A 26675-nucleotide genomic window follows, 5' to 3' on the forward strand; every position below is an offset into this window, starting at 1 on the left:
AGAATGGGCGTCTGTTTTCCGATCAGACGCACTATGGGTTTCGAACAACTTGCCGCCTTGAAGGCGCAACTCGTGGCACAGGCCAAGCAGAACGCGGCCGCCGCCAAGCCGGCGCAGCAGGGCAAGCCGCCAGCCAAGGCCAAGGCGCGCCCGGATGCCAAGGCACGCCCGGAAGCGAAGGGCCGCCCGGAAGCGAAGGGCCGCCCGGAAGCGAAGGGCCGTCCCGAGGGCAAGGCCAAGGCCGAGCCGGTCGACCCGGTGATCGAAGCGATCCGGCGCCTGCAGAAGCATTTCCCCAAGGCCTTCCCCAAGAAGCCCGAGCCCAAGCTGCCCCTCAAGCTGGGCATCATGCACGACCTCGTGCAGCAGTCCGCCAAGCTGGGCCTGGATGAAGCGCAGATCAAGGAAGCGCTCGCCACCTGGTGCCAGGGCAGCCGCTACTGGACCTGCATGGTGGCCGGCGCGGCACGCGTCGACCTGCAAGGCAACGCGGCCGGCGAAGTGACGGCGGCACAGGCCCAGCGCGCCAAGTGGCTGTCCGCGCGCCGCCCGCGTGGTGGCAAGGGCGGCGGCAAGGGTGGTGAGAACGGCGCTGAGAAGGGCGGCGAGAAGGGCGGCGAGCGTGGCGAGCGCCGCGCGCGCGGCCAGCGTCGCCCGGCCCAGGCGGGCGGCAAGCCGGCCGAAGGCCAGCCGGTGGAAGGCCAGGAAGCCGCGGCTCAGCCCGCGCAAGCCGCACCGGCCGCGCAGCCGCAGACCGAAACGATGCCCGCAGAGCCGGTGGCCGCCGAGTCCGTGGCACCTGTGGTATCTGTGGCAGACGCACCGGTTGCCGCCGCTGGCGAACCGGCTGTCTTCGAGGCCACCTCCACCTCCACCTCCACCTCCACCTCCACCTCCACCACCACTTCGGCTTGATCGCGCAAGGGCGCCGCAGGCGGCGCTCTTGGCTGTCGCGCGGCACAGCGGCACGGCACCGCCCTTTGCCGCGGCCCCGCCTTTCCTTCTACCGCTGCCCCGGCACGATTCCCTCGTGCCCGCCGGCCGCGCGGCACCCCTCAAGTCAGGATTCCAGCGCCAGGCCGGCCCGCGGCAGGCGGCGCCAGCGCACCGTCGCCAGCAGCGACGCCCCGACGATCAGCGCGCCGCCGGCCCAGCCCGCCGGCGCGATCCGTTCGCCCAGCCACAGGCAGGCGAACAGGGCGCCGAAGGCGGGCTCGCTGCCCATCAGCAGCGCCACGCGGGTGGGCTGGCTGCGCCGGATCGCGTAGTTCTGCGCGAAGAAGGCAAACAAGGTGCAGGCCCCCACCAGGTAGACCACGCTGGCCCAGAAGCCCGCATGCAGGCTTGGCGCCGGTAGCGCCTGCCATTGGGCGGGCACGCCCAGCAGCACCGCCGCGCTGCCCAGCGCGACCACGCCCGACTGCACGGCGGTCAGCAGCAGCGCGGGCGGCACGGGCCGGCCCGCGCGCTCGCGCATCATGCGCTTGGTCACGCAGACAATGACGGCGCGCAGCAGGGCCGCGGCCAGCATCAGCACGTCGCCGGCCTGCAGGCGCAGCGAGCCGCCGGTGAGCAGGGCGGCGCCCAGCAGCGACAGCGCCACGGCTGCCCACTCGCGCCGCGCCGGCATGCGGCCCAGCAGCAGCCACTCGGCGAACGGCGTCAGCACCACGCACAGGCTGATCAGGAAGGCGGCATGGGAGGCCTGGGTCTGCATCACGCCGAAGGTCTCGCACAGGAAGATGGCCAGCAGCAGCACGCCGGTGCCGAGCATGCCGGCCACGGTGCGGCCGTCGCAGTGCCGCAGGTGGCGCAGCGCCGGCAGCAGCAGCGCGGAGGTGAGGCCGAAGCGCAGAGCCAGCAGGCCCAGCACCGGATAGACGGCGAGCGCGTCCTTGACCACGCCGTAGCTGCTGCCCCAGACGGCGGCAACGGTCAGCAGCATCAGGTCGGGCAGCAGGGAGGCGGTGGCGGTTCTGGCGGACATGGCAGGCAGGACGGACAAGGCAGGATCGGAGGACGCGCGATGGCGCGGGAACGTGGCTGGCCGCCGGGCTCAGGTGCGCAGGCGGGCGGACGGAGAGCATTGTCTTGTATTGCATGGATGGTGATAATCCGGTCGTCGTGCAAATCTTTTATGCCTGGCTCGCACAGATCGGCCAGCCCTGCCGGCGCGCGCGCGTCCCTGGCAGGGACGCCGGAAAGCGCATCGACGCATGCATCGACGCATGCATCGGCGCACGCATCGGCGCATACAGCGGCAAAGAATCCGCCAAGGAACCCGCAATGAACCCCAACGAGCTGTTTGCGCTGCTGCCCGACATGGCCGTGTTCGCCCGCGTGGTCGATGCCGGCAATTTCTCGCTGGCGGCGCGCCAGCTCGGCACCACGCCGTCGACGGTCAGCCGGCAGATCAAGCGGCTGGAAGACGCGCTGGCCACGCGCCTGCTGGAGCGCTCGACACGCAAGGTGCGTGTCACCGCCTCGGGCGAGCAGGTCTACCGCCACTGCCGCGAGCTGGTCGGCGCGGCGGCCGGCGCCGTCGATGCGGCCGGCGCCCTGGCGGCGCGGCCGGCCGGGCGCGTCAGCCTGAGCGCGCCGACCGCCTACGCCAAGACCGTGATCCATCCGCTGGTGCCGGATTTCCTGCGCGCCTGTCCCGATGTGGACCTGCGGCTGGTGTTTTCCGATGCCACGCTGGATCCGCTCGACGACGACCTCGACCTGGTGATCCGCCTGACCGACCAGCCGCCACCCGGCCTGGCCGGCCGGCGCCTGGGCCGCGTCGAGTGGGTGCTGTGCGCATCGCGCGCCTATCTCGCCGCGCGCGGCGAGCCGCGCCATCCGCGCGAGCTGGCCGCGCACGACTGCCTGTTCCTGGGCGAGACGGCCGATGACAAGCGCTGGCGCTTCCGCCGCACGGCGCCGGCCGAGGCGGCGGCACCGGTGAGCGTGGAGGTGCGCGGGCGCTATGCCGCCAACCACGCCAGCGCGCGGCTGGAGGCGGCGCAGCAGGGACTGGGCATCGCCAGCCTGCCGGACTTCGCCGCCGCGCAGGCGCTGCAGCGGGGCGAGGTGGTGCGCGTGCTGGCCGACTGGACCCTGGAGGCGCGCGCCTACGTGGGCACGGTCTGGCTGCTGCATCCGCCCAACCGCTTCCTGCCGCCCAAGGTCAGGGCGCTGATCGACTTCCTGGATGCCCGTTTGCGCGCCCCGCGTTGAGCGGCGGCCAGGGGAGAAAGGCAGAGGGGAGAAAGGCCGGGGTGTGCGGCCGGCCCGTGGCGTACATGGCCGTGCGCCGGCCCGGCTCAGCCGCCGTCCGCCGCGTCGAACGGCAGTTCGGCCTGGATCGGCAGCGCTGCCAGCCCCGCCGCTTCCTCCACCGGCAGCAGCGCGCTGACGCGCACGCCCAGCAGCCGCAGCTTGCGGTCGAGCGGCACGCGGCGCAGGCATTCGGTGGCCGCGCGGCGAATGGCCGCGCCGTCGGCCGAGGGCTCCGGCAGGGTCAGGTCGCGCGTCACCGTGCGGAAATCGTCATAGCGCAGCTTGATGCCGATGGTGCGCCCGACATAGCCCTTGCGCCGCAGGTCGTCCGCCACGCGCAGGCATAGCCCCGTGAAGGCTTCCGACAGCAGCGGGCGGTCGCGGCGCGGGTGCAGGTCGCGTTCGAAGGTGGTCTCGCGGCTGATCGACTTGGGCTCGGAACTGACCACCACGGCCCGCTCGTCGAAGCCCTGCGCCGTCTGCGCCAGCCAGGCGGTGTAGCTGCGGCCGAAATGCTCCTGCAGCAGCCCCAGGTCGGCGCGCGCCAGCTCGCCCACGGTGCCGATGCCCAGCGCGGCCAGCTTCTCGCTCGCCTTGGGCCCGATGCCGTTGACCTTGCGCACCGGCAGCGGCCAGATGCGCAGCGGCACGTCTTCCATGCGCAGCAGCGTCAGTCCGTCCGGCTTGTCCAGCTCGGAGCCGATCTTGGCCAGCAGCTTGTTCGGCGCCACGCAGATCGAGCAGCTCAGGCCGGTGGCTTCGCGCACGGCCTGCTTGATGCGCCCGGCAACCTCGGCGGCCTCGCCCTGCACCGCGCTCAGGTCGATGTAGATCTCGTCGATGCCGCGGTCCTCGATCTGGTCGGTGAAGCGCGCCACCGCCGCCTTGAACAAGCGCGAGTAGTGGCGGTAGGCCTCGAAGTCGGTCGGCAGCAGGATCGCGTCCGGGGCGAGCTGGGCGGCCTTCATCATGCCCATGGCGGAGAACACGCCGAAGGCGCGCGCTTCGTAGGTCGAGGTGGTGACCACGCCCCGTCCGACGTAGTCGCGCAGGCGCGCGAAGCGGCGGCTGCCGTCGGCCAGCACCTCCGGCACGGCATTGCGCCCGCCGCCGATCACCACCGGCTGGCCGCGCAGTTCGGGGTAGCGCAGCAGCTCGACCGACGCGTAGAAGGCGTCCATGTCGAGGTGGGCGATGCGGCGGGTGGCGGACAGCATGACGGCTGGGCGGCGAGGCGGGCGGAGGGGTGCGTGGCAGCATGCGGCCACGGCTTCCAGTTGACTGTATGAATATACAGTATATGGGAAATTTCCCCGCTGGACGATAGGACCTGGCCCAACGCCCCGGCGCCCGCGCCGACCGCGCCGCGCACTCAGCCCTGCCGGCCGATATCGTGGACGATCTGTCCCGCGCTCAGCGTGTTGATCTTCTCGGAGGGGATGTCCATCAGGATGCGGCTGCGTTCCGGCGACAGCAGCACCGTCAGGTGCTGCACCGGGAGCTCCGCGGGATCGTGCAGCAGGCGCACCAGCTTCAGCAGCGGCGCGCCGACTTCGGTGCTCAGCCAGCGGGCACAGCGGGGATCGGCAGCCTGGGCGCTGATTTCCTGCACCACGCGGCCGAACTTCACCCCTTGCGCCATCAGGATCTCGAACAGCGCATGCTTGCGCAGCGCTGCCGCCGAGACCCGCTTGCCCAGCGCGGCCGGCACCCAGGCGTCGGTCAGCATGACCGGCTCGCCCTGCAGGCTGCGCAGGCGCAGGGCATGCACGGCGTGCTCGCCGGGCGCGAGCTGCAGCAGCGCGGCGATATCCGGCGGCGGCTCGGCCTGGGCCACCTCGAGCACCTCGACCTCGGTTTCCAGCGCCGCGCGGCGCAGGCTGTCGATCATGCCCAGGCTGGGACTGCTGCGCCCCGCCGGCGTGCCGGCGCGCACGAAGGTGCCGAGGCCGTGGCGCCGCTCCACCAGCCCGAGCGCGGCGAGGTCGGCCAGCGCGCGCCTTACCGTGATGCGCGAGACGCCGAAGCGCTCGCAGATCGCCTCTTCCTTGGGCAGCGCGCCGGTCTGCGCGTAGACGCCGCGCGAGATCTCGTCGCGCAGCACCAGGAAGAGCTGCCGGTGCAGGGAGGTACCAGGGATGCGGGGCAGCGGGGCGGGCGTTGCGTCGGCGGTGTTGCGGGGCATGGGGTGATGGATCGGTGGCGTCGGGGAGCATAGCACAAGGGTGGCGCGGATCCCTGGCCGCTCCGCCCGGTTCCGGTTGACCTTGCTGGTTAGTTGTTATTAGAATATAAACACATAAACACAGGCGAGGGGCACACGCTGCCCCGGTCCCCCGTCCCGGGGGCATTCGCCTACCCGCAAGAGGAGACCGCCCGCACCATGCACCCCGCCACCTTGTTGCGCCAGCGCCTGCAGGCGCCCGGCATGCTGATCGCGCCGGGCGCCTATGACGCCATCGGCGCGCGCCTGATCGAGCAGGCCGGCTTCGCCGCCGCCTACATGACCGGAGCCGGGACCTCGGCCGCGCGCGGCTTTCCCGATTTCGGCCTGCTGACCCTGAGCGAGATGGTGGAGAACGCCGCGGTGATGGCGCGCGCCATCGCCATCCCGCTGATCGCCGACGCCGATACCGGCTACGGCAACGAACTGAACGTGACGCGCACCGTGCGCGAGTACGAGAGCCGCGGCGTGGCCGGCATCCATATCGAGGACCAGGTCGCGCCCAAGCGCTGCGGACACCTCGACGGCAAGGAGGTGGTCTCGCGCGAAGCCTTCGTCTCGCTGGTGCGGGCGGCGGCGCAGGCGCGCCGCACGGCGGATTTCGTCATCATCGCGCGCACCGACGCGCGCGCCGTGCTGGGCCTGGACGAGGCCATCTGGCGCGCCAAGGCGGCGCTCGCCGCCGGCGCCGACATGGCCTTCGTCGAAGCCGCGCAGACGCTGGAGGAAGTGGCCGCGGTACCGGCCCGCGTGCAGGGCCCCTGCCTGCTCAACGTGGTGCCCGGCGGACGCACGCCGATCTTCGACCTGCGCGAGGCCGAGGCCATGGGCTACAAGCTGGCCATCCTGCCGGGCCTGATGCTGAAGGCCGCGATCGAGGCGGGCGACCGCGCGCTGGCGGAACTGAAGGCGACGCACAGCGCGCCGCCGGTGTCGGCAGGCGTGGCGCAGACTTTCCGCCGCTTCGGCGCCGACGAGTGGGACGCCCTGCGCCAGCGCTTCAATGCGGGTGCACCGGCGCTCGCCATTGCTCCCGCCACCCCCGGTAGCAGCGACGCCGCGAGGCCGGCATGAACCCGGCCACGCTGTTCGACAAGCTCTGGGATGCGCATGTGGTGCGCGAACTGGGCGACGGCTGGGCGCTGCTGCACATCGACCGCCACCTGCTGCACGACCTGTCCGGCCCGCCGGCGCTGGCCGAGGTGGCGGCGCGCGGCCTGCCGCTGCACGACCCCGCCCTGGTCTTCGCCACGCCCGACCACGCGGTGTCCAGCCAGCCCGGGCGCGACGGCACCACCTACCTGCCCGGCGCGCGGCTGTGGAGCGCGCTGCGCGAGCGCGCGGCCGCGGCCGGCGTGACACTGTTCGATCTCGGCGAGCCCGGCCAGGGCATCGTGCACGTGAGCGGCCCCGAACTCGGCATCGTGCTGCCCGGCCTGACCGTGGTCTGCGGCGACAGCCACACCTGTACCAATGGCGGGGTCGGGGCGCTGGCCTTCGGCGTCGGCTCGTCGGAGAGCACGCATGCGCTGGCCACGCAGACCTTGCGCCTGCAGAAGCCGCGCCGCATGCGTATCCGCTGCGAAGGCGCGCTGGCGCCCGGCGTCAGCGCCAAGGACCTGGCGCTGCACCTGATCGCCCGCTTCGGCGCGGCGGCCGGGGCCGGCCATGCCATCGAGTTCGCCGGCAGCGCCGTGCGCGCGCTGGAGGTGGAGGCACGGCTGACCCTGTGCAACCTGGCGGTCGAGCTGGGCGCGCGCTTCGCGCTGATCGCCCCGGACGAGCGCACCATCGACTGGCTGCGCGGCCGTCCCTATGCGCCGGCCGGCGCCGCGTTCGAGCAGGCGGCGGCGGCATGGCGCACCCTGGCCAGCGACGCCGACGCGGTCTTCGACCGCGATGAATGCATCGACGCGGCCGAGGTCGTGCCCACCATCACCTGGGGCACCAGCCCGGAGCACGCCATCGCGGTGGACGCGCGCATCCCCGTGCCCGCGGCCGCCGGCGCCGCCGCGCAGGCCTATGCCGACGCGCTCGCCTACATGGGACTGGAGCCCGGCGCGCCGATCGCCGGCACGCCGGTGGACTGGGTCTTCATCGGTTCCTGTGCCAACTCGCGCCTGTCCGACCTGCGCGCCGCCGCCGCGGTGCTGCGCGGGTGCCGCGTCGCGCCCGGCGTCACCGCCTGGGTCGTGCCGGGCTCGGTGGCGGTCAAGGCGGCGGCTGAGGCCGAAGGCCTGCGCGAGGTGTTCGAGTCGGCCGGCTTCAGCTGGCGCGAGCCCGGCTGCAGCATGTGCGTGGCCGCCAACGGCGAGCAGGTGCCGCCGGGACAGCGCTCGGTATCCACCTCCAACCGCAACTTCGTCGGCCGCCAGGGCCCCGGGGCGCGCACCCACCTGGCCAGCCCGGCGATGGCCGCGGCCGCCGCCGTCACCGGCCGCATCACCGATGTCAGGAGCCTTGCATGAGCCTGCAGCCTTTCACCGTGGTCAGCGGCGCCGCCGTGCCGCTGATGCTCGCCAACGTCGATACCGATGTCATCGTCCGCATCGAGCGGCTGACCAGCCTGGCGCGCGACCAGCTCGGCCCCTGGGCGCTGGAGGCCCTGCGCTACCGCGAGGACGGCAGCGAGGACCCGGGCTGCCTGCTCAACCAGGCCGCCTTCCGCGGCGCGCCTATCCTGCTGGCCGGGCCCAACTTCGGCTGCGGCTCGTCGCGCGAGGGCGCGGTGTGGGCGCTGATGGGCATGGGCGTGCGCTGCGTGATCGCGCCGAGCTTCGGCGACATCTTCTACAGCAACTGCTTCCAGAACGGTGTGCTGCCGATCCGCTTGCCGCTGGAAGCCGTGCAGGCCCTGGCCGCGCAGTGCGCCGGCGGCGCACCGCTGCGCGTGGACCTGGAGGCCGCCACGCTGACCGCGCCCGACGGCGTGGCCAGTCCCTTCCCGATCGACGCGCTGCGGCGCCAGGCGCTGCTGCTCGGGCTGGACGACATCGGGCTGACCTTGCAGGACGATCCCGCCATCCGCGCCTGGCAGCAGCAGGACCGCAGCCGCCGGCCCTGGGCCTGGCAGGTGGCAGGGCAGATGGCAGGGCAGATGGCAGGGCGGGTGGACGGGCAGGTGCCGCCGCCAGCCCCGGCAACGCAGGCGCAGGCGCAGGCGCGGAGCCTGCCATGACGGCGGACATGCGCCATCCCTGGGTACTGCGCTGGATCGGCCTGCTGCTGCGCGGCCGCCATGCCGGCGACGCCACGCTGGCGCAGGCGGACCCGGTGCTGGCGGCGCTGCCGGCAGCCTTGGCGCTGCACAGCGACAGCTTCGCCGCCGGTGCCAGCCTGGCGCTGCGCCACGCCGGCCGGGGCGTGGGCGGCAACCTGTCGCCGGACTTGCGCTGGCGGGCATTGCCGGCTGGTGCCAGCCACTGGTTACTGCTGGTGGAAGACCCCGACGTGCCGCTGCCGCACGCCATCGCGCACGCGCTGGCCTGGGGCCCGGCGGCGGTGAACGGGCTGCCCGAGGGCGCCCTGGCGCCGGGCCGCGCGCCGCAGGGCGTGGTCCTGGCGCGCAACGGCCTCGGCGGCACCGGCTACGACGGACCGCGCCCGCTGCCCGGCCACGGCCCGCACCGCTATGTGTTCCAGCTGTTCGCGCTGTCGGCGCCGCCGCCGCCCGGGCTGGCGGCGGATGCGCTGCGGCCGTGGCTGCGTGCGCATGCGATGGCGCGCGGCCGGCTCGATGGCGTGTTCCAGCGTGACTGGCGGGCCCGGGCAGTGGGCGCGCCAGCCTGACCGGCGGCGCGATGGACAAGCAGGACAAGCAGGACAAGCAGGACAAGCAGGATCCATGAGGATCCGACGACAAGACGATGACAGGAGACAAGATGTCGATACAAGACCCGAAGCCGCGCCGGCCGGCGCGACGGCTCGCCCTGGGCGCGGCCGTCGCCGCCCTGCTGGCGGCGCCCGCGCTGGCGAGCGCCGAGGCGGCGCCCGCCGCGCCGTGGAAGCCCCAGCGGCCGGTGACCCTGGTGGTGCCCTATGTCGCGGGTGGCGGCACCGACGCCACCGCCCGGGCCGTCTCGCGCCAGCTCGGCGCGATGTGGGGGCAGCCGGTGGTGGTGGAGAACCTGCCGGGCGCCGACGGCCTGATCGGCACGCGGCGCGTGATGGAGGCCCGTCCCGACGGCTATACGCTGCTGCTGCAGGTGCCGGGCCTGCTGGCGACGCGCTACACGCCCAGCCTCAAGGGTGTCGACCCGCTCGCCCGGCTGGAGCCGGTCAGCGCTGTCTCGCAGTCGCCCGCCGCGGTGGTCGTCAGTGCCAGGCTGCCGGTCAAGACCTTCGGCGAGCTGGTGCGCTACTGCCGCACCGCGCCGCAGTGCTCGCTCGGCACGGGCGAGAACCTGGCGCGGCTGTCCGGCCAGCAGCTTGCCGACGAGGCGGGCCTGCCGCGCCTGGTGATCGTCAACTACCGAGGTACCGGCGCCATCGTCACCGACCTGGTCGCCAACAACGTGAACATGGCTCTCACCAGCATCGCCAGCGCGCTGCCGCACCACCGGGCCGGCACGCTGCGCATCCTGGCCACGCAGGGCGACCGCCGCGCGGCGGCGCTGCCCGATGTGCCGACGACGGCCGAGGCCGGCTATCCGCAGTTCCGCTCGGTGACCTGGTATGGCCTGTTTGCGCCCAAGGGGACGCCGCCCGCCATCACGCAGGGCATCGTCGCGGCGCTGCGCGAAGCGGTCAAGGACGCCGACGTGCGCAAGGCGATCGCCAACGCCGGTGCCGAGCCGGTGGCGAACACGCCGGCCGAGTTCGCCGAGGAAGTGCGGCGCGACAGCGCGCACGTCGCGGAGCTGGTCAAGCACTATCCGCTCGACTGAAGGTCCGCTTGATCGAGCGCTCGATGCAACGCTCGACCGGAACACGTCTGCCGTGCCGGCCCCGGGTCGGGCACGGACGTCGAATCCCGGGTGCGCTCACCCGCTCACCCGCTCACCCGCTCACCCGCTCACCCGCTCACTCGCAAGGACCTGCCATGACCTCCCATTCTTCCGTACCGGGTTCCGCCCCGGCGCACGCCGGCGCCACCGGCCAGGCGGCCACCGATCCGGCCGGGCCGACCGGGCGCCTCGCCCACTGGCTGGCCGGCTTCCGCCTGGAGCAGGCCAGCGCCAGCGCGCGCGAACGCGCCAAGGCCCTGATCCTGGACGGCATCGGCTGCGCCATCGTCGGCGCGCAGCTGCCCTGGTCGCGCGTCGCGGCGGGCATCGTGCGCCGTACCGAAGGCGAGGGCGACCGCACCATCGTCGGTTGGGGCGCGCGCACCAGCGCGCCGGGGGCGGCCCTGCTCAACGGTACCTTCATCCAGGGCTTCGAACTGGACGACTACCATCCGCTCGCGCCGCTGCACAGCGCCTCGCTGGTGCTGCCGGCCTTGTGGGCGGCGGCGGAAGGAGAGCCGCGGGTGAGCGGGGCGGGCCTGCTGGAGGCGGCCATGGCCGGCTTCGAGGTCGGCCCGCGCGTGGGGCTGGCCCTGCACGGCGCGCAGATGCTGTCGCGCGGCTGGCATTCGGGCGCGGTGTTCGGCACCCACGCCGCGGCCGCCGCGGTGGGCAAGCTGCTGGGGCTGGACGCGGCCCGCTTCGAAGATGCGCTGGGCCTGGCCGCGACGCAATCGGCCGGCCTGATGGCGGCCCAGTACGAGGCCATGAGCAAGCGCATGCACCACGGCTTCGCGGCGCGCAACGGCCTCTACGCGGCGCTGCTGGCGGCGGGTGGCTATACCGGCATCAAGCGTGTGTTCGAGCGCGAGTACGGCGGCTTCCTCTCGACCTTCGGCGAGGGCCATGCGCCCGATGCCGGCCAGCTTGCCGACGGCCTCGGCGAGCGCTGGGAAGTGGAGCGCATGGTGATCAAGCCCTATGCGGCCATGGGTGGCATCCACGCCCCGCTCGATGCGCTGTTCGACGTCGGCGCGCAGCGCCCGCTGCGCGCGCCGGAGATCGCGCGCATCGAGGTCGACGTCACGCATGCGGTCTACCACCACGGCTGGTGGCCGCCGCAGCGCCCGTTCACGCCGATCGGCGCGCAGATGCACATCGGCTACGCGCTCGCCGTGGCGGTGCTCGACGGCGCCGCGCTGGTGGCACAGTTCACCCCCGCGCGCATCGATGCCGACGATGTGTGGGCGCTGCTGCCCCGCATCGAGGTGCGCCACGACGCGGCCCTCGACGCCGGCGGTGCCCAGGCGCGCGGGCGCGTGCGTCTGGCGGTGACCTTCACCGACGGCCAGCGCATCGAAGTGCAGCGGCGCGCGTCGCGCGCGATCGAGGCGCCGCAGTCGAACGCGGAGGTCGCCGCCAAGTTCCGCGCGCTTACCGACGGCCTGGTCGCGCCCGCCCGCCAGCAGGCCATCGAGCAGATGGTGGCCGGACTGGAGACGCTCGGCGACGTGCGCGAACTGATGGCCCTGCTGGCGCCGCCGGTCGGCGCCGCCTTCGCATGAGCCGGGAGCGGACCATGGCGACGACCCTGAACAGAAGGCGTGCCTGCCTGGGGATGGTGGCGCTGCTGCCGCTGGCGCTGGCCGGACTGCGCGGCGCGCCGGCGCGGGCCGAGGCGGCCTGGCCGGCGCGGCCGATCCGGCTGGTGCTGCCATTCTCGGCCGGCGGCCCCGGCGATACCAATACCCGCCTGCTGGCCAAGGCGCTGGCGCGCCAGCTGGGCCAGAGCGTGATCGTCGACAACAAGCCGGGCGCCGGCGGGCTGATCGGCGCGGAGCTGGTGGCGCGCAGCGCGCCGGACGGCTACACCCTGCTGGTGGCGGGCAATGGCGCGGTGTCCAACGCCTTGCTGCGTGCCCGCATGCCCTATGCCGACGACGCCCTGGTGCCGGTGGCGAGCATCAGCTCGGCGCCCTCGGTGATCGTCGCCGCGGCGGGCGCGTCCTTTAACGACCTGAAGTCGCTGCAGGCCTATGCCAAGGCAAGGGGCGGCATCGCCTTCGGCACCGCCGGGCTCGGCAGCACCGGCCATTTCGTCGCCGAGATGATGCGCCAGGCGCTGGGCGTGCCGGTCACGGTGGTGCACTACAAGAGCGGCATGGAGACGCTGAACGCCGTCATGGGCGGCCAGATCGACCTGGCCTCCGAAGCGCCGGTCGGCGTGCTGGGATTCGTGCGTGGCGGCAAGCTGCGCGCGCTGGCGGTGGCCGACGGGCACCGCACGGCGGTGCTGCCGGACGTGCCGACCACGGTCGAGCAGGGCTTCACCGCTGTGCGCATGCAGCACTGGGGCGGCATCTACGCGCCGCGCGGCACGCCGGACGCGGTGCTCGACCGGGTGGCGCAGGCGACCGCGCTCGCCTACCGCAGCGATCCCGACCTGCTGGCGCAGATGGCGGCCTACGGCTACCAGCCGGTGAGCGGCTCGCGCGAGGGCTTCGCGCGCTTCCTCGACGACGAGAAGGTCCGCCTGGGCCGCCTCGCGCGCGCGGCGCGGATGGCGGCCGAGTAGCGCAGCGGACGCCGGCTGCCGATCCGGCCGCCGGCGTCCGCCCTGTCGAAGAGAGGCCGCGCCGGCCTCAGTGCCGGGCGGCGTCGAGCTCGCGCAGCTTGAAGCGCTGGATCTTGCCGGTGGCGGTCTTGGGCAGGCCGTCGACGAACTCGATCAGGCGCGGGTACTTGTAGGGCGCCAGCCGGTCCTTGACGAAGGCCTTGAGTTCGCCGTCGCTGGCGCTGGCGCCCGGCTTGAGCACCACGTAGGCCTTGGCGCGGGTCAGGCCGTCGGCGTCCTGCACGCCGACCACGGCCGCCTCCAGCACCGCGGGATGCTGGATCAGCGTGGCCTCCACCTCGAACGGCGAGACATAGATGCCGCTGACCTTGAGCATGTCGTCGCTGCGTCCGGCGTAGCTGTAGCTGCCGTCGGTGTTGTGCAGGTACTTGTCGCCGCTCTTGGTCCACTCGCCGCGGAAGGTGTCGCGCGAGCGGGCGCGGTCGCTCCAGTACATCAGCGCCGCGCTCGGGCCGCGGATGTAGAGGTCGCCCACCTCGCCGTCGGGCACCGGGCCGCCGTCCTCGCCGCGCAGCTCGATGGCATAGCCGGGCACCGGCCAGCCGGTGGTGCCATAGCGCACGCGTCCCGGCCGGTTCGACAGGAAGATGTGCAGCATCTCGGTGGAGCCGATGCCATCGATGATCTCGCAGCCGAAGTGCGCGGTGAAGCGTTCACCGATCTCGCCCGGCAGCGCTTCGCCGGCCGACGAGCAGAGGCGCAGCGAGACCTCGCCGCGCGCGGGCAGCTGCGGCGAGGCGAGCAGGCCCGCGTAGCCGGTCGGGGCGCCGAAGAAGACCGTGGGCTGGTGGTCCAGCCAGCGCCGGATGGTGGCTTCTGGCGTCGGCCGCTCGGCCATCAGTACCACGGTGGCGCCGACGCTCAGCGGAAAGCTGAGGCCGTTGCCCAGGCCGTAGGCGAAGTACAGCTTGGCGGCCGAGAAACACACGTCCTGCTCGCGCAGGCCGAGCACCGGGCCGCCGTACAGCTCGGCCGTCCAGTAGGGGTTGCCGTGGCTGTGCACCGCGGCCTTGGGGCGGCCGGTGGAGCCGGAAGAATAGAGCCAGAAGCCGGGGTCGTCGGGGCCGGTGGCGGCGGGCGCGGGCAGCGGCGCGTGCGCGGCCAGCAGGTCGTCGAGGGCGGCGCAGCCGGGCGCGGCCGGCGCCTCGCCGCGCGCCACGATCACGCTGCGGACCTCGCAGCCCCCCTGGGCCGCTGCCAGGTCGATGGCCTGCCGCAGTACCGGCAGCAGCGACGCCGAGGCCAGCGCGGCCTGGGCGCGGCTGTGGCGCAGCATGTAGGCGTAATCGTCGGCGGTCAGCAGGGTATTGACGGCGACCGGCACGATGCCGGCGTACATCGCGCCGAGGAAGCACACCGGCCAGTCGTTGCAGTCGTGCATCAGCAGCAGCACGCGCTCCTCGCGATGCACGCCGGCCGCCGCCAGCGCCGCCGCCAGCCGGCGCACGCGCTCGTCCAGCGCGCCGTAGCTAAGCGTGCCGTCGTCGTCGACGTAGGCGGTCTTGGCGGCGCGCGCCGCGTTGCGCGCCAACAGGTGATGGGCAAAGTTGAAGGGCGTGCCGGGCGGTTCCACCGGCGCTTGCGCTTGGGCGCTCATGCTTGTCTCCCCAATCTCGATCGGATAGGTACTGGCTTCAGGGTCTTCGGTTCGTGCTCCCGCTGACGGGAGGGAGCGGCGCGCGCCGGTCTTGCCGCCGTGCGCGCGCGCCGCCCGGGCCATGCTCAGAGGCGCTCGCGCACGGCGGCGCCGGCCTGGATGGCGCTGCGGCGGTGGTAGAAGCCGAGCGCGCGCAGGCCGCCCAGTTCCTCGCCGCCGCCGGCCCGGCCGGGGCCGCCGTGTATCGATTGCGGCATCACGTTGCCGTGGCCGGTGTGGCTCTGCGCCACCTCCGGCGAGACCACGTGGACACGGCCGTGGCTGTCGGCCAGGGCCAGCGCGGCGTTGCCGAGCGCGGCGGCGTCGCTGCCATAGAGCGAGGCCACCAGCGAACCCTGGCCGCGCCGCGCCAGTGCCAGCGCGTGGGCGCTGTCGCGGTAGGGCAGCACAGTGGCGACCGGGCCGAAGACTTCGGTGTCGTGCACCAGCGCCGCGCCGTCGGCGTCGCGCGTGCCGAGCAGGGTGGGGCCCACGCAGCAGGCTACCGCCGGATCGGCGTCGACCAGGGCGTGGCCGGCGCCGTCGTGCAGCACGCTGGCGGCCGTGCGCAACCGTGCCAGGCCGCTGCGTACCGCCTCCAGCTGGGCACGGCTGACCAGGGCGCCCATGCGCACCTCGGCCTGGCGCGGATTGCCCACCGTGACCTTGGCCAGGCGCGCGCCGATGGCCTCGGCGGCGGCATCGTAAAGGGCTTCCGGCACGAACACGCGGCGGATGGCCGTGCACTTCTGGCCGGACTTCACCGTCATCTCGCGCACGACCTCCTCGACCAGCAGGGCGAAGGCCTCGCTGTCAGGCGCCTCGCCCGGCAGCAGCAGGGCCGAGTTCACGCTGTCGGCCTCGATGTTGACGCGCACCGAATGCCGGCTCACCGCCGCATGCGCGCGCAGTTGCGCGGCGGTGTCGGCCGAGCCCGTGAAGGACAGCAGGTCGAAGGGCTGGAGCTGGTCGAGCAGGCCGGCGGGGCTGCCGCACACCACCGACAGCGCGCCCGGCGGCAGCACGCCGGCCTCGACCACGTCGCGCACCATGCGCTGGGTCAGCCAGGCGGTGGCGGTGGCCGGCTTGACGATCACCGGCACACCGGACAGCAGCGCCGGCGCGGCCTTCTCCCACAGGCCCCAGCCCGGGAAATTGAAGGCATTGATGCACAGCGCCACGCCGCGCGCGGGGACCAGCACGTGCTGTGACTGGAAGGCGGGATCCTTGCCCAGCCGCGCTGCCTCGCCATCGAGCAGGGTGCGCCGGCCGCCCATCGACTCCGCCAGCGACTCGCCCAGCCGCGCATAGGTGGACAGCGTGAAGATGCCGCCGTCGATATCGACCGCCGAATCGCCGGCGACCGTGCCGCTGTTGGCGGTGGCGATCTCGTAATAGGTGCCGCGATTGGCCTGCAGCACCTTGGCGGCGGCGGCCAGCAGGCCGGCGCGCTCGCGGTAGCCGAGCGCGCGCAGCGCGGCGCCGCCCTGTTCGCGGGCGAAGGCGAAGCCACCCGCAAGGTCGAGTCCGCCGGCGTCCACACGCGCCAGTTCGGTGCCGAGCACGGGGTCGAAGAGCGGGGTGCCGGCGCCGCTGCCGGCCTGCCAGCTCCCGCCGAGATAGTTGGAAAGCCGTTCGCTCATGGCGTGTCTCCCCGTTGGCTTACTGGCGCGTGAATTCGATGCGCCCGGCGGGCAGCAGGTAGAGCACCAGCGCGCGTCCGCCGCTGACGGTGGGGCGGTGCGCGCTGCCCGGCGGGCACACCAGCCAGCCGGCCGGGCGGCCGTCGAAGCGGGCCGCGCCGTCGAGCGGCAGGATCAGGTCGATCTCGCCCTCGGGGTGGACGTGGTGGGGGCCGGCGATGTCGCACATGTCGACCACGTCGACCGAGAAGCCGTGCAGGTCGTCGGCGGGCTTGAAGATGCGGCCGTAGCGGATGCCGCCGCCTTCACGGTCGCACAGCCAGCCGGCGGCGACGCCGGCCTCGCAGGCGGCCTTCAGCCCGCGGTAAGTGGCGCTGCCGGCACCGTGCTCGGCATTCAGCCAGGCGTCGAGGCTATCGTCCAGGGGGCGGCCGGCGAGCTGCGCGGTCAGGCGCGCCAGCAGGGCGCGGAATTCGGTGGGAGACATGCTGGGGGACACGGTGGGGCTCCATCGGGCATGGCCGGCTTGCATGCCGGCGATTCATGCATTATTGTGCATGAACGAAACATAGAGCCGGCTGAAAATCATGTCAAGCACTATATTGCATGGATCGGGGTTAACGCTGGGCCAGCCGCTGGGGCAGCCGCCGGGGCCGGACGCAGAGGCGGCTGGCGCCGCTCCCGCTCCCGTGGCCTTGCCGGGCGCCGTCGGCGCCGCTGCGGCGCCGACGGCGTCCCGCCCGCCCGGCGCGCGCCAGCGCGCGGGCGCGACCAGCGGCGCGCCGGTGGCTGGCGAGGGGCGCAGCCCGCTGCTGCAGGCGCTCGGCGAGCGGGTGCGCGAGCTGCGCGCCCGGCGCGGCCTGACGCGCAAGGCGGTGGCGGCGGCGGCCGGGGTTTCCGAGCGCCACCTGGCCAATCTGGAATACGGTGACGGCAATGCCTCCATCCTGGTGCTGCAGCAGGTGGCGGGGGCCTTGCACTGCGCGCTGGCGGAACTGCTCGGCGACGTGACCACCTCCAGCCCGGAATGGCTGCTGCTGCGCGAACTGCTGGAGCACCGCGACGAGGCCACGCTGCGGCGCGTGCGCATCGCGGTGGGCGAACTGCTGGGCACCGGCGGGCAGAACGGTCCGGGTGCGGGCGGGGCGGCGCGCAGCCCGCGGGTGGCGCTGATCGGCCTGCGCGGTGCCGGCAAGTCGACGCTGGGCGCGATGCTGGCGGACGATCTCGGCGTGCCCTTCGTCGAACTGAGCCGCGAGATCGAGCAGTTCGCCGGTTGCAGCGTGTCGGAGATCCAGGGGCTGTACGGCATGAACGCCTACCGGCGCTATGAGCGGCGCGCGCTGGAGGAGGCCATCCAGATCCACCCGGAGGCAGTGATCGCCACGCCCGGCGGGCTGGTCTCGGACCCGGCCGCCTTCAACCTGCTGCTGGCCCACTGCACCACGGTCTGGCTGCAGGCCACGCCGGAAGACCACATGGGCCGCGTGCGCGCCCAGGGCGACCTGCGGCCGATGGCCGCCAGCCGCGAGGCCATGGATGACCTGCGGCAGATCCTGGCCGGGCGCGCGGCCTTCTATTCCAAGGCGGAGTTCAACCTGGATACCAGTGCCCAGCCGCTCGAGCCGACGTTCCAGGCGTTGCGGGAGATGGTGCGGACGGCCCTGCAGCTACCTTTGTGAGCACTCCCGGGGCGCCGCGCCGGGAGCGCTCACGGCAAGCAGTGGCGACACGCAAGATAATTCTTGACCCTGGATTCATTGATGCACTATAGTGCTTTCACCGAATCGAAACGAATGCACTATCCTGCGTTAAAGCTGAGGAGACAACGATCATGAGCATCGCCCCCCGCGTCGAATACCAGACCGACCCGTCCCAGTACCACCACCTGAAGCTGGCCTTCGACGGCCCGGTAGCCACGCTGTCGATCGATATCGACGAGAACGCCGGCCTGCGTCCCGGCTACAAGCTCAAGCTGAACAGCTACGACCTCGGCGTGGACATCGAGCTGAACGACGCGCTGAACCGCATCCGCTTCGAGCATCCCGAAGTGCGCACCGTGGTCGTCACCAGCGCCAAGGACAAGGTGTTCTGCTCGGGCGCCAATATCTTCATGCTGGGCGTCAGCAGCCATGCCTGGAAGGTGAATTTCTGCAAGTTCACCAACGAGACGCGCAACGGCATGGAAGACTCCTCGCGGCACAGCGGCCTCAAGTTCCTGGCCGCGGTCAATGGCGCCTGCGCCGGCGGCGGCTACGAGCTGGCTTTGGCCTGCGACGAGATCCTGCTGGTGGACGACCGCTCCTCGGCCGTCAGCCTGCCCGAAGTGCCGCTGCTGGGCGTGCTGCCCGGCACCGGCGGCCTGACCCGCGTGACCGACAAGCGCCACGTGCGGCATGACCTGGCCGACATCTTCTGCACCACCACCGAGGGCGTGCGCGGCCAGCGCGCCAAGGACTGGCGCCTGGTCGACGACATCGCCAAGCCCGCCGTGTTCGCGCAGCGGGTGCGGGAACGCGCGCTGGCGCTGGCGGCCGGCAGCGACCGCCCGGCCGGCGTGCCAGGCGTGGCGCTGCCGCCGCTGGCGCGCACGGTCGAGGCCGATGCGCTGCACTACCAGCATGTCAGCGTGGTGATCGACCGCGCCGGGCGCACCGCCAGCTTCACCGTGCGCGGTCCCTCCGGCCCGCAGCCGGCCACGCCGCAGGCCATCGTCGAGGCCGGCGCCGCCTGGTATCCGCTGCAGCTGGCGCGCGAACTGGACGACGCCATCCTGTCGATGCGCACCAACGAGCTCGACATCGGCACCTGGCTGATCAAGACCGAAGGCGATGCCGCCGCCGTGCTCGGCGTCGATGCCACGCTGCAGGCGCATCAGGACCACTGGCTGGTGCGCGAGACCATCGGCCTGCTGCGCCGCGTGCTGTCGCGCCTGGACGTGTCCTCGCGCAGTCTGTTCGCGCTGGTCGAGCCGGGTTCCTGCTTCGCCGGCACCTTCCTGGAGCTGGCGCTGGCCTGCGACCGCATCTACCACCTGGCGCTGCCCGACGACGAGGCGCGCGCGCCGAAGATCACGGTGGGCGAGGCCAATTTCGGCCGCTACCCGATGGCCACCGGGCAGAGCCGTCTCGGGCGCCGCTTCTACGACGAGGCACCGGCGCTGGAGGCCGTGCGCGCCAAGGCCGGCCAGGCGCTCGACGCCGATGCCGCCTTCGCGCTGGGCCTGGCCACGGCCAACCCGGACGATATCGACTGGGCGGACGAAGTGCGCATCGCCGTGGAAGAGCGCGTGTCGATGTCGCCCGACGCGCTCACCGGCATGGAAGCCAACCTGCGCTTCAATGGCCAGGAGACCATGCTGACCCGCATCTTCGGCCGCCTGACCGCATGGCAGAACTGGATCTTCCAGCGTCCCAACGCGGTCGGCGAGAAGGGGGCGCTGAAGGTCTACGGCAAGGGCGACAAGGCCGCCTTCGACTGGAACCGCGTCTGAGGGGCGCGCGCCGACTTCCCCCCCAGCATCGTCCTGCCGCGCGGGTCCGCGTGGCGCGCGGCAGGGCCATTCCATCCACCCGGAAGCAAGACAGCGACGGAGACAACGATGTCCGGCATCAACTACAGCGACAAGATCCCCAACAACGTGAACCTCAGCGAGGACCGCACGCTGCAGCGCGCGCTGGAGCAATGGCAGCCCAACTACCTGAGCTGGTGGAACGACATGGGCCCGGACGGCTCGCACGGCTTCGATGTCTACCTGCGCACCGCCATCAGCGTCGACCCGCAGGGCTGGGCCCACTTCGGCCACGTCAAGATGCCGGACTACCGCTGGGGCATCTTCCTCAACCCGGCCGAGGCCGGCCGCAAGATCCACTTCGGCGACCACAAGGGCGAGGACGCCTGGCAGGACGTGCCGGGCGAGTATCGCGCCAACCTGCGCCGCATCATCGTCACCCAGGGCGACACCGAGCCCGCCTCGGTCGAGCAGCAGCGCCACCTCGGCCTGACCGCGCCCAGCATGTACGACCTGCGCAACCTGTTCCAGGTCAACGTGGAAGAAGGGCGCCACCTGTGGGCCATGGTCTACCTGCTGCACAAGTACTTCGGCCGCGACGGCCGCGAGGAAGGCGAGGCCCTGCTCGAGCGCCGCAGCGGCGAGCAGGACAATCCGCGCATCCTGCAGGCGTTCAACGAGCAGACGCCCGACTGGCTGTCCTTCTTCATGTTCACCTACTTCACCGACCGCGACGGCAAGTTCCAGCTCTGCGCCCTGGCCGAGAGCGCCTTCGACCCGCTGGCGCGCACCACGCGCTTCATGCTGACCGAGGAAGCGCACCATATGTTCGTCGGCGAATCCGGCGTGTCGCGCGTGATCCAGCGCACCTGCCAGGTGATGAACGAGCTCAAGACCGATGACCCGGGCAAGCTGCGCGCGGCCGGCGTGATCGACCTGCCGACCATCCAGCGCTACCTGAACTTCCACTACAGCGTCACCATCGACCTGTTCGGCGCCGACGAGTCGTCCAATGCCGCCACCTTCTACAGCACCGGCCTCAAGGGCCGCTACGAGGAAGGCAAGCGCGCCGACGACCACCTGCTCAAGGGCGACAGCTACAAGGTGCTGCAGGCCGCCGGCGGCCAGCTGGTCGAGAAGGAAGTGCCGATGCTCAACGCCCTCAACGAAGTGCTGCGCGACGACTACATCAAGGACAGCATGGCCGGCGTGGAGCGCTGGAACAAGGTCATCGACAAGGCCGGCATCCCGTTCCGCCTCAAGGTGCCGCACAAGGCCTTCCACCGCAATATCGGCGCCCTCGCCGGCGTCAAGGTCTCGCCGGACGGCCGCGTGATCTCCGACGCCGAGTGGGCCGCCAACGCGCCGCAGTGGCTGCCGACGCCGGAAGACCGTGCCTTCGTCGCCAGCCTGATGGGCCGCGTGGTGGAGCCGGGCAAGTTCGCCAACTGGATCGCGCCCCCGGTGATGGGCATCAACCGCCAGCCGGTCGACTTCGAGTACGTGCGCTTCAACTGAGCCCGGGCCGTCCGAGACACCACGGAGACACGGCGGGCGCCGCCACCGCGCCCGCCCAGAACGAAACGCCCCGCATCCGAGGGACGCTCACCGCCAGGAGACAGCCATGGACATGGCCGACACTCACGTCATCAAGCAGCATCTGATCGACCCCGAGATCTGCATTCGCTGCAACACCTGCGAAGCCACCTGCCCGGTGAACGCTATCACGCACGACTCGCGCAACTACGTGGTCGATGCCGACAAGTGCAATTTCTGCATGGCCTGCATCTCGCCATGCCCGACCGGCTCGATCGACAACTGGCGTGTGATGCCGCGCGCCAAGCCCTATAGCCTCGACGACCAGCTCGGCTGGGACGAACTGCCGGTCGAGCTGAGCGAGCAGCAACTGGCGGAGCAGGGCGTGGCGCCCGGCGCGCCGGCCCTGCTCGAGCCGGCCCTGACCGAGCCGCCGGTGGCCACCGCCGGCCAGGAAACCTTCAACAGTGCGCGCTATGGCGCCACGGTGCCGCCGTGGTCGGCCGCGCGTGCCTTCACCAACCTGTACGGACCCAAGGCCGAACGCAAGTCGGTCACCGCCACCGTGGCCGGCAATGTGCGCGTCACCGAGGTCGGGCGCGAGTACGACACCCACCATATCGTGCTGGACTTCGGCGCCATGCCGTTCCCGGTGCTGGAGGGCCAGTCCATCGCCATCGTGCCGCCGGGCGTGGACGCGCAGGGGCGCGCGCATCACCCGCGCCAGTATTCGATCGCCAGCGCCCGCAACGGCGAGCGGCCCGGCTACAACAACCTGTCGCTGACCATCAAGCGCGTGCTGGCCGACTACCAGGGCAATCCGGTGCGCGGCGTCGCTTCCAACTATATGTGCGACCTGCAGGTGGGCGACAAGGTGGAGGTGATCGGCCCCTTCGGCGCCAGCTTCCTGATGCCCAACCATCCGCGTTCGCACATCGTGATGATCTGCACCGGCACCGGCAGTGCGCCGATGCGCGCCATGACCGAATGGCGCCGGCGCCTGCGCAAGGGCGGCCGCTTCGAAGGCGGCAAGCTGATGCTGTTCTTCGGCGCGCGCAGCAAGGAAGAACTGCCGTACTTCGGGCCGCTGCAGAACCTGCCCAAGGATTTCATCGACATCAACCTGGCGTTCTCGCGCACGCCAGGACAGCCGCGCCGCTACGTGCAGGACGCCATGCGCGAACGCGCTGCCGACCTGGCCGTGCTGCTGGCGGACCCGGACAGCTACTTCTATGTGTGCGGGCTGAAGAGCATGGAGGAGGGCGTAGTACTGGCGCTGCGCGACGTGGCGCGGCAGGCCGGGCTGGACTGGGACGCGATCGCGGCCTCGCTGAAGGCGGAGGGGCGGCTGCACCTGGAGACGTATTGACGGGGCAGGGGGGAGAGAGCCAGGACACTATGTTTGGCGTGCGGTGTTGGGCACTCTCGTTTCGGCTTCATTCAACGCAAAGGGGTTTGCACCCCGCCGGTTTGCTCCCCTCTCCCGCTTGCGGGAGAGGGGCCCGGGGGCCCGGGGGAGAGGGCAGGCGCCGGCTGACCGCGGCGGCCGGGATTACACCATCGGCTTCGTTTCTGTGCTTGCGTGCCGGACCATACCGTTGGCTTCGTTTCTTGGCTCGTGTGCTGGATCACACCGTCGGCTTCGCTGGGTGTGGCGCCTTGCTAAACCACCCCTCACCCCGGCCCTCTCCCCATGCGGCCATGCGGGGAGAGGGAGCCAAGACCTCGTGCTTGGCGCTCGGTGTTGGTGCTCAGCGCTCGGTGTTGGCGTTCGGCCGCCTCCCATCCTCACCGCAACGACCGCTGCACCACCGCCACCAGCGCGATCACCACGCAGGCCACCGCCAGCAGCGCGAACAGGTTGCCGCTGGCGATCAGCAGTGCTTGCTGGTCGATCTGGCGCGACAGCCGCAGCAGGGTGCCCTGGTCGGGTTCCTGCGCAAAGGCGAACGGCGTGATGTTGCCGACCAGCTGGGTGCGCGCCATCACCTCGCCGTACTGCAGCCACAGGCTGGCCATGCCGGTGCCGCCGGCGGTGGCCACCTGCCGCACGATGTTCTTGAACTGGTAGGCATGGGCGAAGCTGTCGACGCTGAGGTCGGCATAGGTCAGGCCGGCCACCAGCATCAGCACGAAGGGCACGGTCAGGCTCTGCAGCGTCAGCGCCGGCAGCAGCACGGCGATCGAGGCGCCCGGCATCATGCGCTGGGACAGCAGCCAGGCCGCCCCGGCGAACATCAGGTAGCCCAGTGCGATATAGCGCCGCTGGCCGACCAGCTTCGGTCCGCCGAAGGTGAACAGCAGCGCCGCGCCGAAGCCGGCCAGTCCGGTGGTGGTCAGCACCGCGCCGGCGGTCTGGAAGGTGAAGTCGAGCCCCGACTGCAGCGTGGTCGGCACCACGTAGCCCCACAACCCGCCCAGGAAGTAGTACAGCGCGTAGAACGACAGGCCCGCGATATAGCGCCGGCCCAGCAGCAGGCGCGGATTGAGCCAGGGGTCGGGGTGCCGGTGCTGGTGGACGAACACGGCGGCGACGCAGGCGAGGCCGAGCAGCGGCGTCAGCGCCACGCTCGGCGAGTTGGCGAATTCGTAGAAGCGCAGGTCGCCCAGCCCGTGCAGCAGGATCAGCGCCCCGGCGCCGAGCAGGATCACCGTCAGCCAGTCGAGCTTGCCGACCTCGATCTTCCACGGCGGCAGCGTGGCGCGCATGCGGCGCGGGTAGGCCGCCAGCACGAAGGCGAAGGTCGCCAGCGCCAGGGCCGCCTGCAACAGGAAGATGGTGCGCCAGTCGGTGTTCTGCACCAGTTGGGCCGTGACCCAGGGCGCCAGCGCCGGCATGCCCAGCGCACCGATATTGAAGCCGAGGAAGAGCGGGCGGCGTTCCTCGCGCTCGGCGGCGAGCTGGATGATGATGCGCGAGGCGGAGAACAGCCCGCCCGCGCCCAGGCCCTGCACGGCGCGCGCGAGGCTGAGCTGGAACGGCGTCTCGCAGAGCGCGCACAGCAGCGCGCCAGCGGCGGCGACTGCCAGGCTCAGCAGGGTGTAGCCGCGGTAGCTGATGTCTTCTGCGATGCGCCGCAGCACCAGGTTGGCCACCACCGCTGCGGCCGCATAGGAGGTCAGGCTCCAGAGGAAGTCCTCCGGCGAGGCGAAGACGCCGGCGCGGATGTGCGTGCCCGCCACTCCCATCATCGACGAGGCGACGAAGTCCACGCCGGTCGCGCAGCCGAGCGCCAGCCCGAACAGGTGGACCTGCAGCGACGTCAGGTCGGGATGCGCCTTCAGCATGACCGCGCCTTGCTTCATAGTGCCCTTCCAGGTGGGATGAACGGGGCCCTGCGTTGGCTATCTGCTGCCTACCTGCTGCACACCGACAATGATTGTGCGAGCGCCTGCCCGCCGTCAAGGACCGCAGGCAGGGCAGGGTCCGGGACTCCCCCCGCAAAGCCGGCCTTGCCCTGCAGGCATCCTCTTCCATGAAGCTCGACCAGTTGCGCGCGCTTGCCGCGGTGGCCGACACCGGCAGCATGCAGGAAGCCTCGCGGCGCGGGCATCCGCTGGCCGGCGCGCGCTCGGTGCGGGAGTTGCTCGACGCCGACTGGCTGACGCTCGACCCGCTGGCCGATGCACAGTCTCCCTTCCATGCCCTGTTTGCCGCCAGCGGCCTGGCGGCGCCGGCACGCGTGATCGAATGCACCTCGATGAGCCGGACCTTCGAACTGTGCTGGCGCAGCGAAACGCTGGTGCCGCTGTCCGGCGAAGCGCGCCGCCGCCCCTTCCGCAGCCCCTTCATCACGCAGACCATGGCCTTCCCCGAGGTGCGGGAACCGGTGCCGGACCGCGCCATCTCCTTGCTGACGCACTTCCACGACGCGCTGATTCCGCTCGGTGCCGCCTGCTGGGTGGCGCTGGCGGAAGGCTTCCTGGCCGCCGCCGGCTGACTGCAGCCGGCGCGCAGGCCGGGCTGCCGTGGCGCTGGCTGCCGTGGCGTGGCCACTACGCTGCCATCACGGCTCTCACGGTTCGTCGGTGGCGTCGAGCGCCTCGATCGACGTGGTGTCGATGCGCTGGACCTTGCCGTTCTCCTCGACGTCGGAGCGCATCACGAAGCCCTGGCTCGGGCAGTACCAATCGGTGATCTGCATCACGGTAGGCTGGGTCGGTATCGCGTCGCCGGCCACCTGCAGCGGGCCGAGATCGGTCACGCGCTCGTAGCGGATCGGCACGCATTCGATGCTGCCCAGCGCCGTATCGATGTGCTGCCGCTTGCCGACCCGGCGCGATGCCACCTGCAGCGTGGCGTGCGGCATCTCCAGCCGGCCTACGTCGTCGCCGGAGTCGCGCGCGTAGATGACGAAGCTGGCGCGGGACGTGACCGACTCGCCGCCGAGTTCCTTGCCCTCGCTCAGGTCCTGGTGCGCGTAGTCGAACACGCCGCGGCCCATGCTGCGGGTCTCGCCGTGCAGGCGCACGTAGTGGCCGCTGGCATCGACCACGGCGCCGCCTTCGACGTGGCCGGGCGCGTCGCCGCGCGGTGGCACGATGACCACGGCGTACTGCTGGTCGGTGGTCACGGGGGGGGCCATCAGGGCCGCCAGGGCCGTTTTCGAATGGATCTGCAATTGCGTGGTGCAGGTGTCGCCGCTGACCTGTGGCTGCTGCTGCACCGTATGGCGCGACATCGGCATGGCGCCATCGGCTTCCATCTGTACCTTGGCGCCGTCACGGAACCATACGGTGGCGCAGGGATCGTCATCGCGGCGGGCGAGGCGGGCCGCGGCCGGCGGCGGTGCTGCCGCCGTGGCGGCGGATGATGGGACGGGAGCGGGATCGGCCCAGGCCGGGAAAGCCAGCAGTGCCAGCGCCAGGCTGGCGCACCGCGATGCCGCGCGGCGGCGGCCCGCCGCGGCGCGGTGGTCGCGGCGGGAAGACGAAGAAGCGATCATGCGCCTTGGAAGTAGGGGTTGCGGCGGTCCTGCGCGCCGGAGGAGGGGTCGAAGGGGTAGTCGCGGTTGATGGTGCGCGCGCCCTCGCCATAGGGATCGCGCGTGCCGGTGTTGGCTCCCTGCGAGTACGGGTCGCGTGGCGGGCTCACGTCGCTCGGGGCCAGGTTCTGCTGGGTGGACTGATTCGCCCCTTGCGAATAGGGATCGAACTTATCGCCGACGCGCGCACCCTGCGAGTAAGGATCGCGGGCACCACTGTTGGCGTCCGCGCCGCTGGTGTACGGGTCGGGTTGTTTCGGCTGCATCTGAGCATGCACGGCTCCGGCGCTTCCCA

The 26675-nt window shown here is 71.9% G+C and carries 23 protein-coding genes; 14 read left to right on the forward strand and 9 right to left on the reverse strand.

Annotated features, from left to right (window positions below; genetic code table 11):
* Positions 1-33: 33 nt before the first annotated feature.
* Entirely contained in the window at positions 34-915 is an 882-nt protein-coding gene (locus tag BKK81_RS26700; protein WP_071019127.1) for a ProQ/FinO family protein, read from the forward strand.
* Positions 916-1060: 145 nt separating this feature from the next.
* Here the strand turns inward: BKK81_RS26700 and BKK81_RS26705 are convergent, their stop codons facing one another.
* Positions 1061-1987 (reverse strand): DMT family transporter, encoded by a 927-nt coding sequence (locus BKK81_RS26705; protein ID WP_071019129.1) that lies wholly within the window; start codon positions 1985-1987, stop codon positions 1061-1063.
* A 299-nt stretch (positions 1988-2286) separates the two neighbouring features.
* Between BKK81_RS26705 and BKK81_RS26710 the strand changes: the two genes are divergently transcribed.
* The gene (locus BKK81_RS26710; RefSeq protein ID WP_071022398.1) at positions 2287-3222 is read left to right on the forward strand and encodes a LysR family transcriptional regulator; all 936 of its coding nucleotides are present in this window, start codon (positions 2287-2289) and stop codon (positions 3220-3222) included.
* Between the two features lie 86 nt (positions 3223-3308).
* Here BKK81_RS26710 and dinB read toward each other — a convergent pair whose 3' ends face one another.
* Complete coding sequence (dinB, locus tag BKK81_RS26715; RefSeq protein WP_071019130.1) at positions 3309-4481, reverse strand: DNA polymerase IV; 1173 nt, start codon at positions 4479-4481, stop codon at positions 3309-3311.
* 155 nt (positions 4482-4636) lie between these two features.
* Positions 4637-5449 (reverse strand): GntR family transcriptional regulator, encoded by an 813-nt coding sequence (locus BKK81_RS26720; protein WP_071019132.1) that lies wholly within the window; start codon positions 5447-5449, stop codon positions 4637-4639.
* A 198-nt stretch (positions 5450-5647) separates the two neighbouring features.
* Between BKK81_RS26720 and BKK81_RS26725 the strand changes: the two genes are divergently transcribed.
* From BKK81_RS26725 to BKK81_RS26755, 7 genes are all read left to right on the forward strand, one after another.
* Positions 5648-6562 (forward strand): isocitrate lyase/PEP mutase family protein, encoded by a 915-nt coding sequence (locus BKK81_RS26725; protein WP_083384464.1) that lies wholly within the window; start codon positions 5648-5650, stop codon positions 6560-6562.
* On the forward strand, positions 6559-7956 hold the full coding sequence (locus BKK81_RS26730) for a 3-isopropylmalate dehydratase large subunit (RefSeq protein WP_071019134.1): 1398 nt from the start codon (positions 6559-6561) through the stop codon (positions 7954-7956). Before BKK81_RS26725 ends, BKK81_RS26730 begins: the two co-directional genes overlap by 4 nt.
* Positions 7953-8666 carry a 3-isopropylmalate dehydratase small subunit gene (gene leuD, locus BKK81_RS26735; protein WP_156811457.1) on the forward strand — a complete coding sequence of 238 codons (714 nt, stop codon included), beginning with the start codon at positions 7953-7955 and terminating at the stop codon, positions 8664-8666. Before BKK81_RS26730 ends, leuD begins: the two co-directional genes overlap by 4 nt.
* On the forward strand, positions 8663-9277 hold the full coding sequence (locus BKK81_RS26740; protein WP_083384465.1) for a YbhB/YbcL family Raf kinase inhibitor-like protein: 615 nt from the start codon (positions 8663-8665) through the stop codon (positions 9275-9277). The genes leuD and BKK81_RS26740 overlap by 4 nt, the downstream gene beginning before the upstream one ends.
* 92 nt (positions 9278-9369) lie before the next feature.
* A complete protein-coding gene (locus BKK81_RS26745) occupies positions 9370-10374 on the forward strand; it encodes a tripartite tricarboxylate transporter substrate binding protein (protein ID WP_071019136.1) in 1005 nt (334 codons plus the stop codon).
* A gap of 155 nt (positions 10375-10529) precedes the next feature.
* Positions 10530-11999: an MmgE/PrpD family protein gene (locus BKK81_RS26750; protein WP_083384466.1), complete on the forward strand. Its 1470-nt coding sequence runs from the start codon at positions 10530-10532 to the stop codon at positions 11997-11999.
* A 14-nt stretch (positions 12000-12013) separates the two neighbouring features.
* Positions 12014-13009, forward strand: a complete 996-nt coding sequence (locus tag BKK81_RS26755) for a tripartite tricarboxylate transporter substrate binding protein (RefSeq protein WP_156811458.1) — start codon at positions 12014-12016, stop codon at positions 13007-13009.
* A gap of 67 nt (positions 13010-13076) precedes the next feature.
* Here the strand turns inward: BKK81_RS26755 and BKK81_RS26760 are convergent, their stop codons facing one another.
* The 3 genes from BKK81_RS26760 to BKK81_RS26770 form a co-directional block, all read right to left on the reverse strand.
* The gene (locus BKK81_RS26760; RefSeq protein ID WP_071019140.1) at positions 13077-14666 is read right to left on the reverse strand and encodes a benzoate-CoA ligase family protein; all 1590 of its coding nucleotides are present in this window, start codon (positions 14664-14666) and stop codon (positions 13077-13079) included.
* A 125-nt stretch (positions 14667-14791) separates the two neighbouring features.
* Entirely contained in the window at positions 14792-16348 is a 1557-nt protein-coding gene (locus BKK81_RS26765) for a 3,4-dehydroadipyl-CoA semialdehyde dehydrogenase (protein ID WP_071019141.1), read from the reverse strand.
* Between the two features lie 19 nt (positions 16349-16367).
* Positions 16368-16835 carry a DUF4863 family protein gene (locus tag BKK81_RS26770; protein ID WP_071019143.1) on the reverse strand — a complete coding sequence of 156 codons (468 nt, stop codon included), beginning with the start codon at positions 16833-16835 and terminating at the stop codon, positions 16368-16370.
* Between the two features lie 100 nt (positions 16836-16935).
* Between BKK81_RS26770 and BKK81_RS26775 the strand changes: the two genes are divergently transcribed.
* From BKK81_RS26775 to boxA, 4 genes are all read left to right on the forward strand, one after another.
* Complete coding sequence (locus tag BKK81_RS26775; RefSeq protein WP_083384467.1) at positions 16936-18030, forward strand: helix-turn-helix transcriptional regulator; 1095 nt, start codon at positions 16936-16938, stop codon at positions 18028-18030.
* Positions 18031-18182: 152 nt separating this feature from the next.
* Positions 18183-19841 carry a 2,3-epoxybenzoyl-CoA dihydrolase gene (boxC, locus tag BKK81_RS26780; protein WP_071019145.1) on the forward strand — a complete coding sequence of 553 codons (1659 nt, stop codon included), beginning with the start codon at positions 18183-18185 and terminating at the stop codon, positions 19839-19841.
* A gap of 108 nt (positions 19842-19949) precedes the next feature.
* On the forward strand, positions 19950-21377 hold the full coding sequence (gene boxB, locus BKK81_RS26785; protein ID WP_071019147.1) for a benzoyl-CoA 2,3-epoxidase subunit BoxB: 1428 nt from the start codon (positions 19950-19952) through the stop codon (positions 21375-21377).
* Positions 21378-21483: 106 nt separating this feature from the next.
* A complete protein-coding gene (gene boxA / locus BKK81_RS26790) occupies positions 21484-22764 on the forward strand; it encodes a benzoyl-CoA 2,3-epoxidase subunit BoxA (protein WP_071019149.1) in 1281 nt (426 codons plus the stop codon).
* A 419-nt stretch (positions 22765-23183) separates the two neighbouring features.
* Here boxA and BKK81_RS26795 read toward each other — a convergent pair whose 3' ends face one another.
* Positions 23184-24701 (reverse strand): MFS transporter, encoded by a 1518-nt coding sequence (locus tag BKK81_RS26795; RefSeq protein WP_071019151.1) that lies wholly within the window; start codon positions 24699-24701, stop codon positions 23184-23186.
* A 170-nt stretch (positions 24702-24871) separates the two neighbouring features.
* Here BKK81_RS26795 and BKK81_RS26800 point away from each other — a divergent pair, with 170 nt between their 5' ends.
* Positions 24872-25336, forward strand: coding sequence for a hypothetical protein (locus tag BKK81_RS26800; RefSeq protein WP_071019153.1), 465 nt, complete (start codon positions 24872-24874; stop codon positions 25334-25336).
* Positions 25337-25411: 75 nt separating this feature from the next.
* Here the strand turns inward: BKK81_RS26800 and BKK81_RS26805 are convergent, their stop codons facing one another.
* Entirely contained in the window at positions 25412-26341 is a 930-nt protein-coding gene (locus BKK81_RS26805) for a hypothetical protein (protein ID WP_083384468.1), read from the reverse strand.
* Positions 26338-26646, reverse strand: coding sequence for a hypothetical protein (locus tag BKK81_RS26810; RefSeq protein ID WP_231908099.1), 309 nt, complete (start codon positions 26644-26646; stop codon positions 26338-26340). Before BKK81_RS26810 ends, BKK81_RS26805 begins: the two co-directional genes overlap by 4 nt.
* Between the last annotated feature and the right edge of the window lie 29 nt (positions 26647-26675).

Source organism: Cupriavidus sp. USMAHM13, assembly GCF_001854285.1.
Classification (GTDB): Bacteria; Pseudomonadota; Gammaproteobacteria; order Burkholderiales; family Burkholderiaceae; genus Cupriavidus; species Cupriavidus malaysiensis.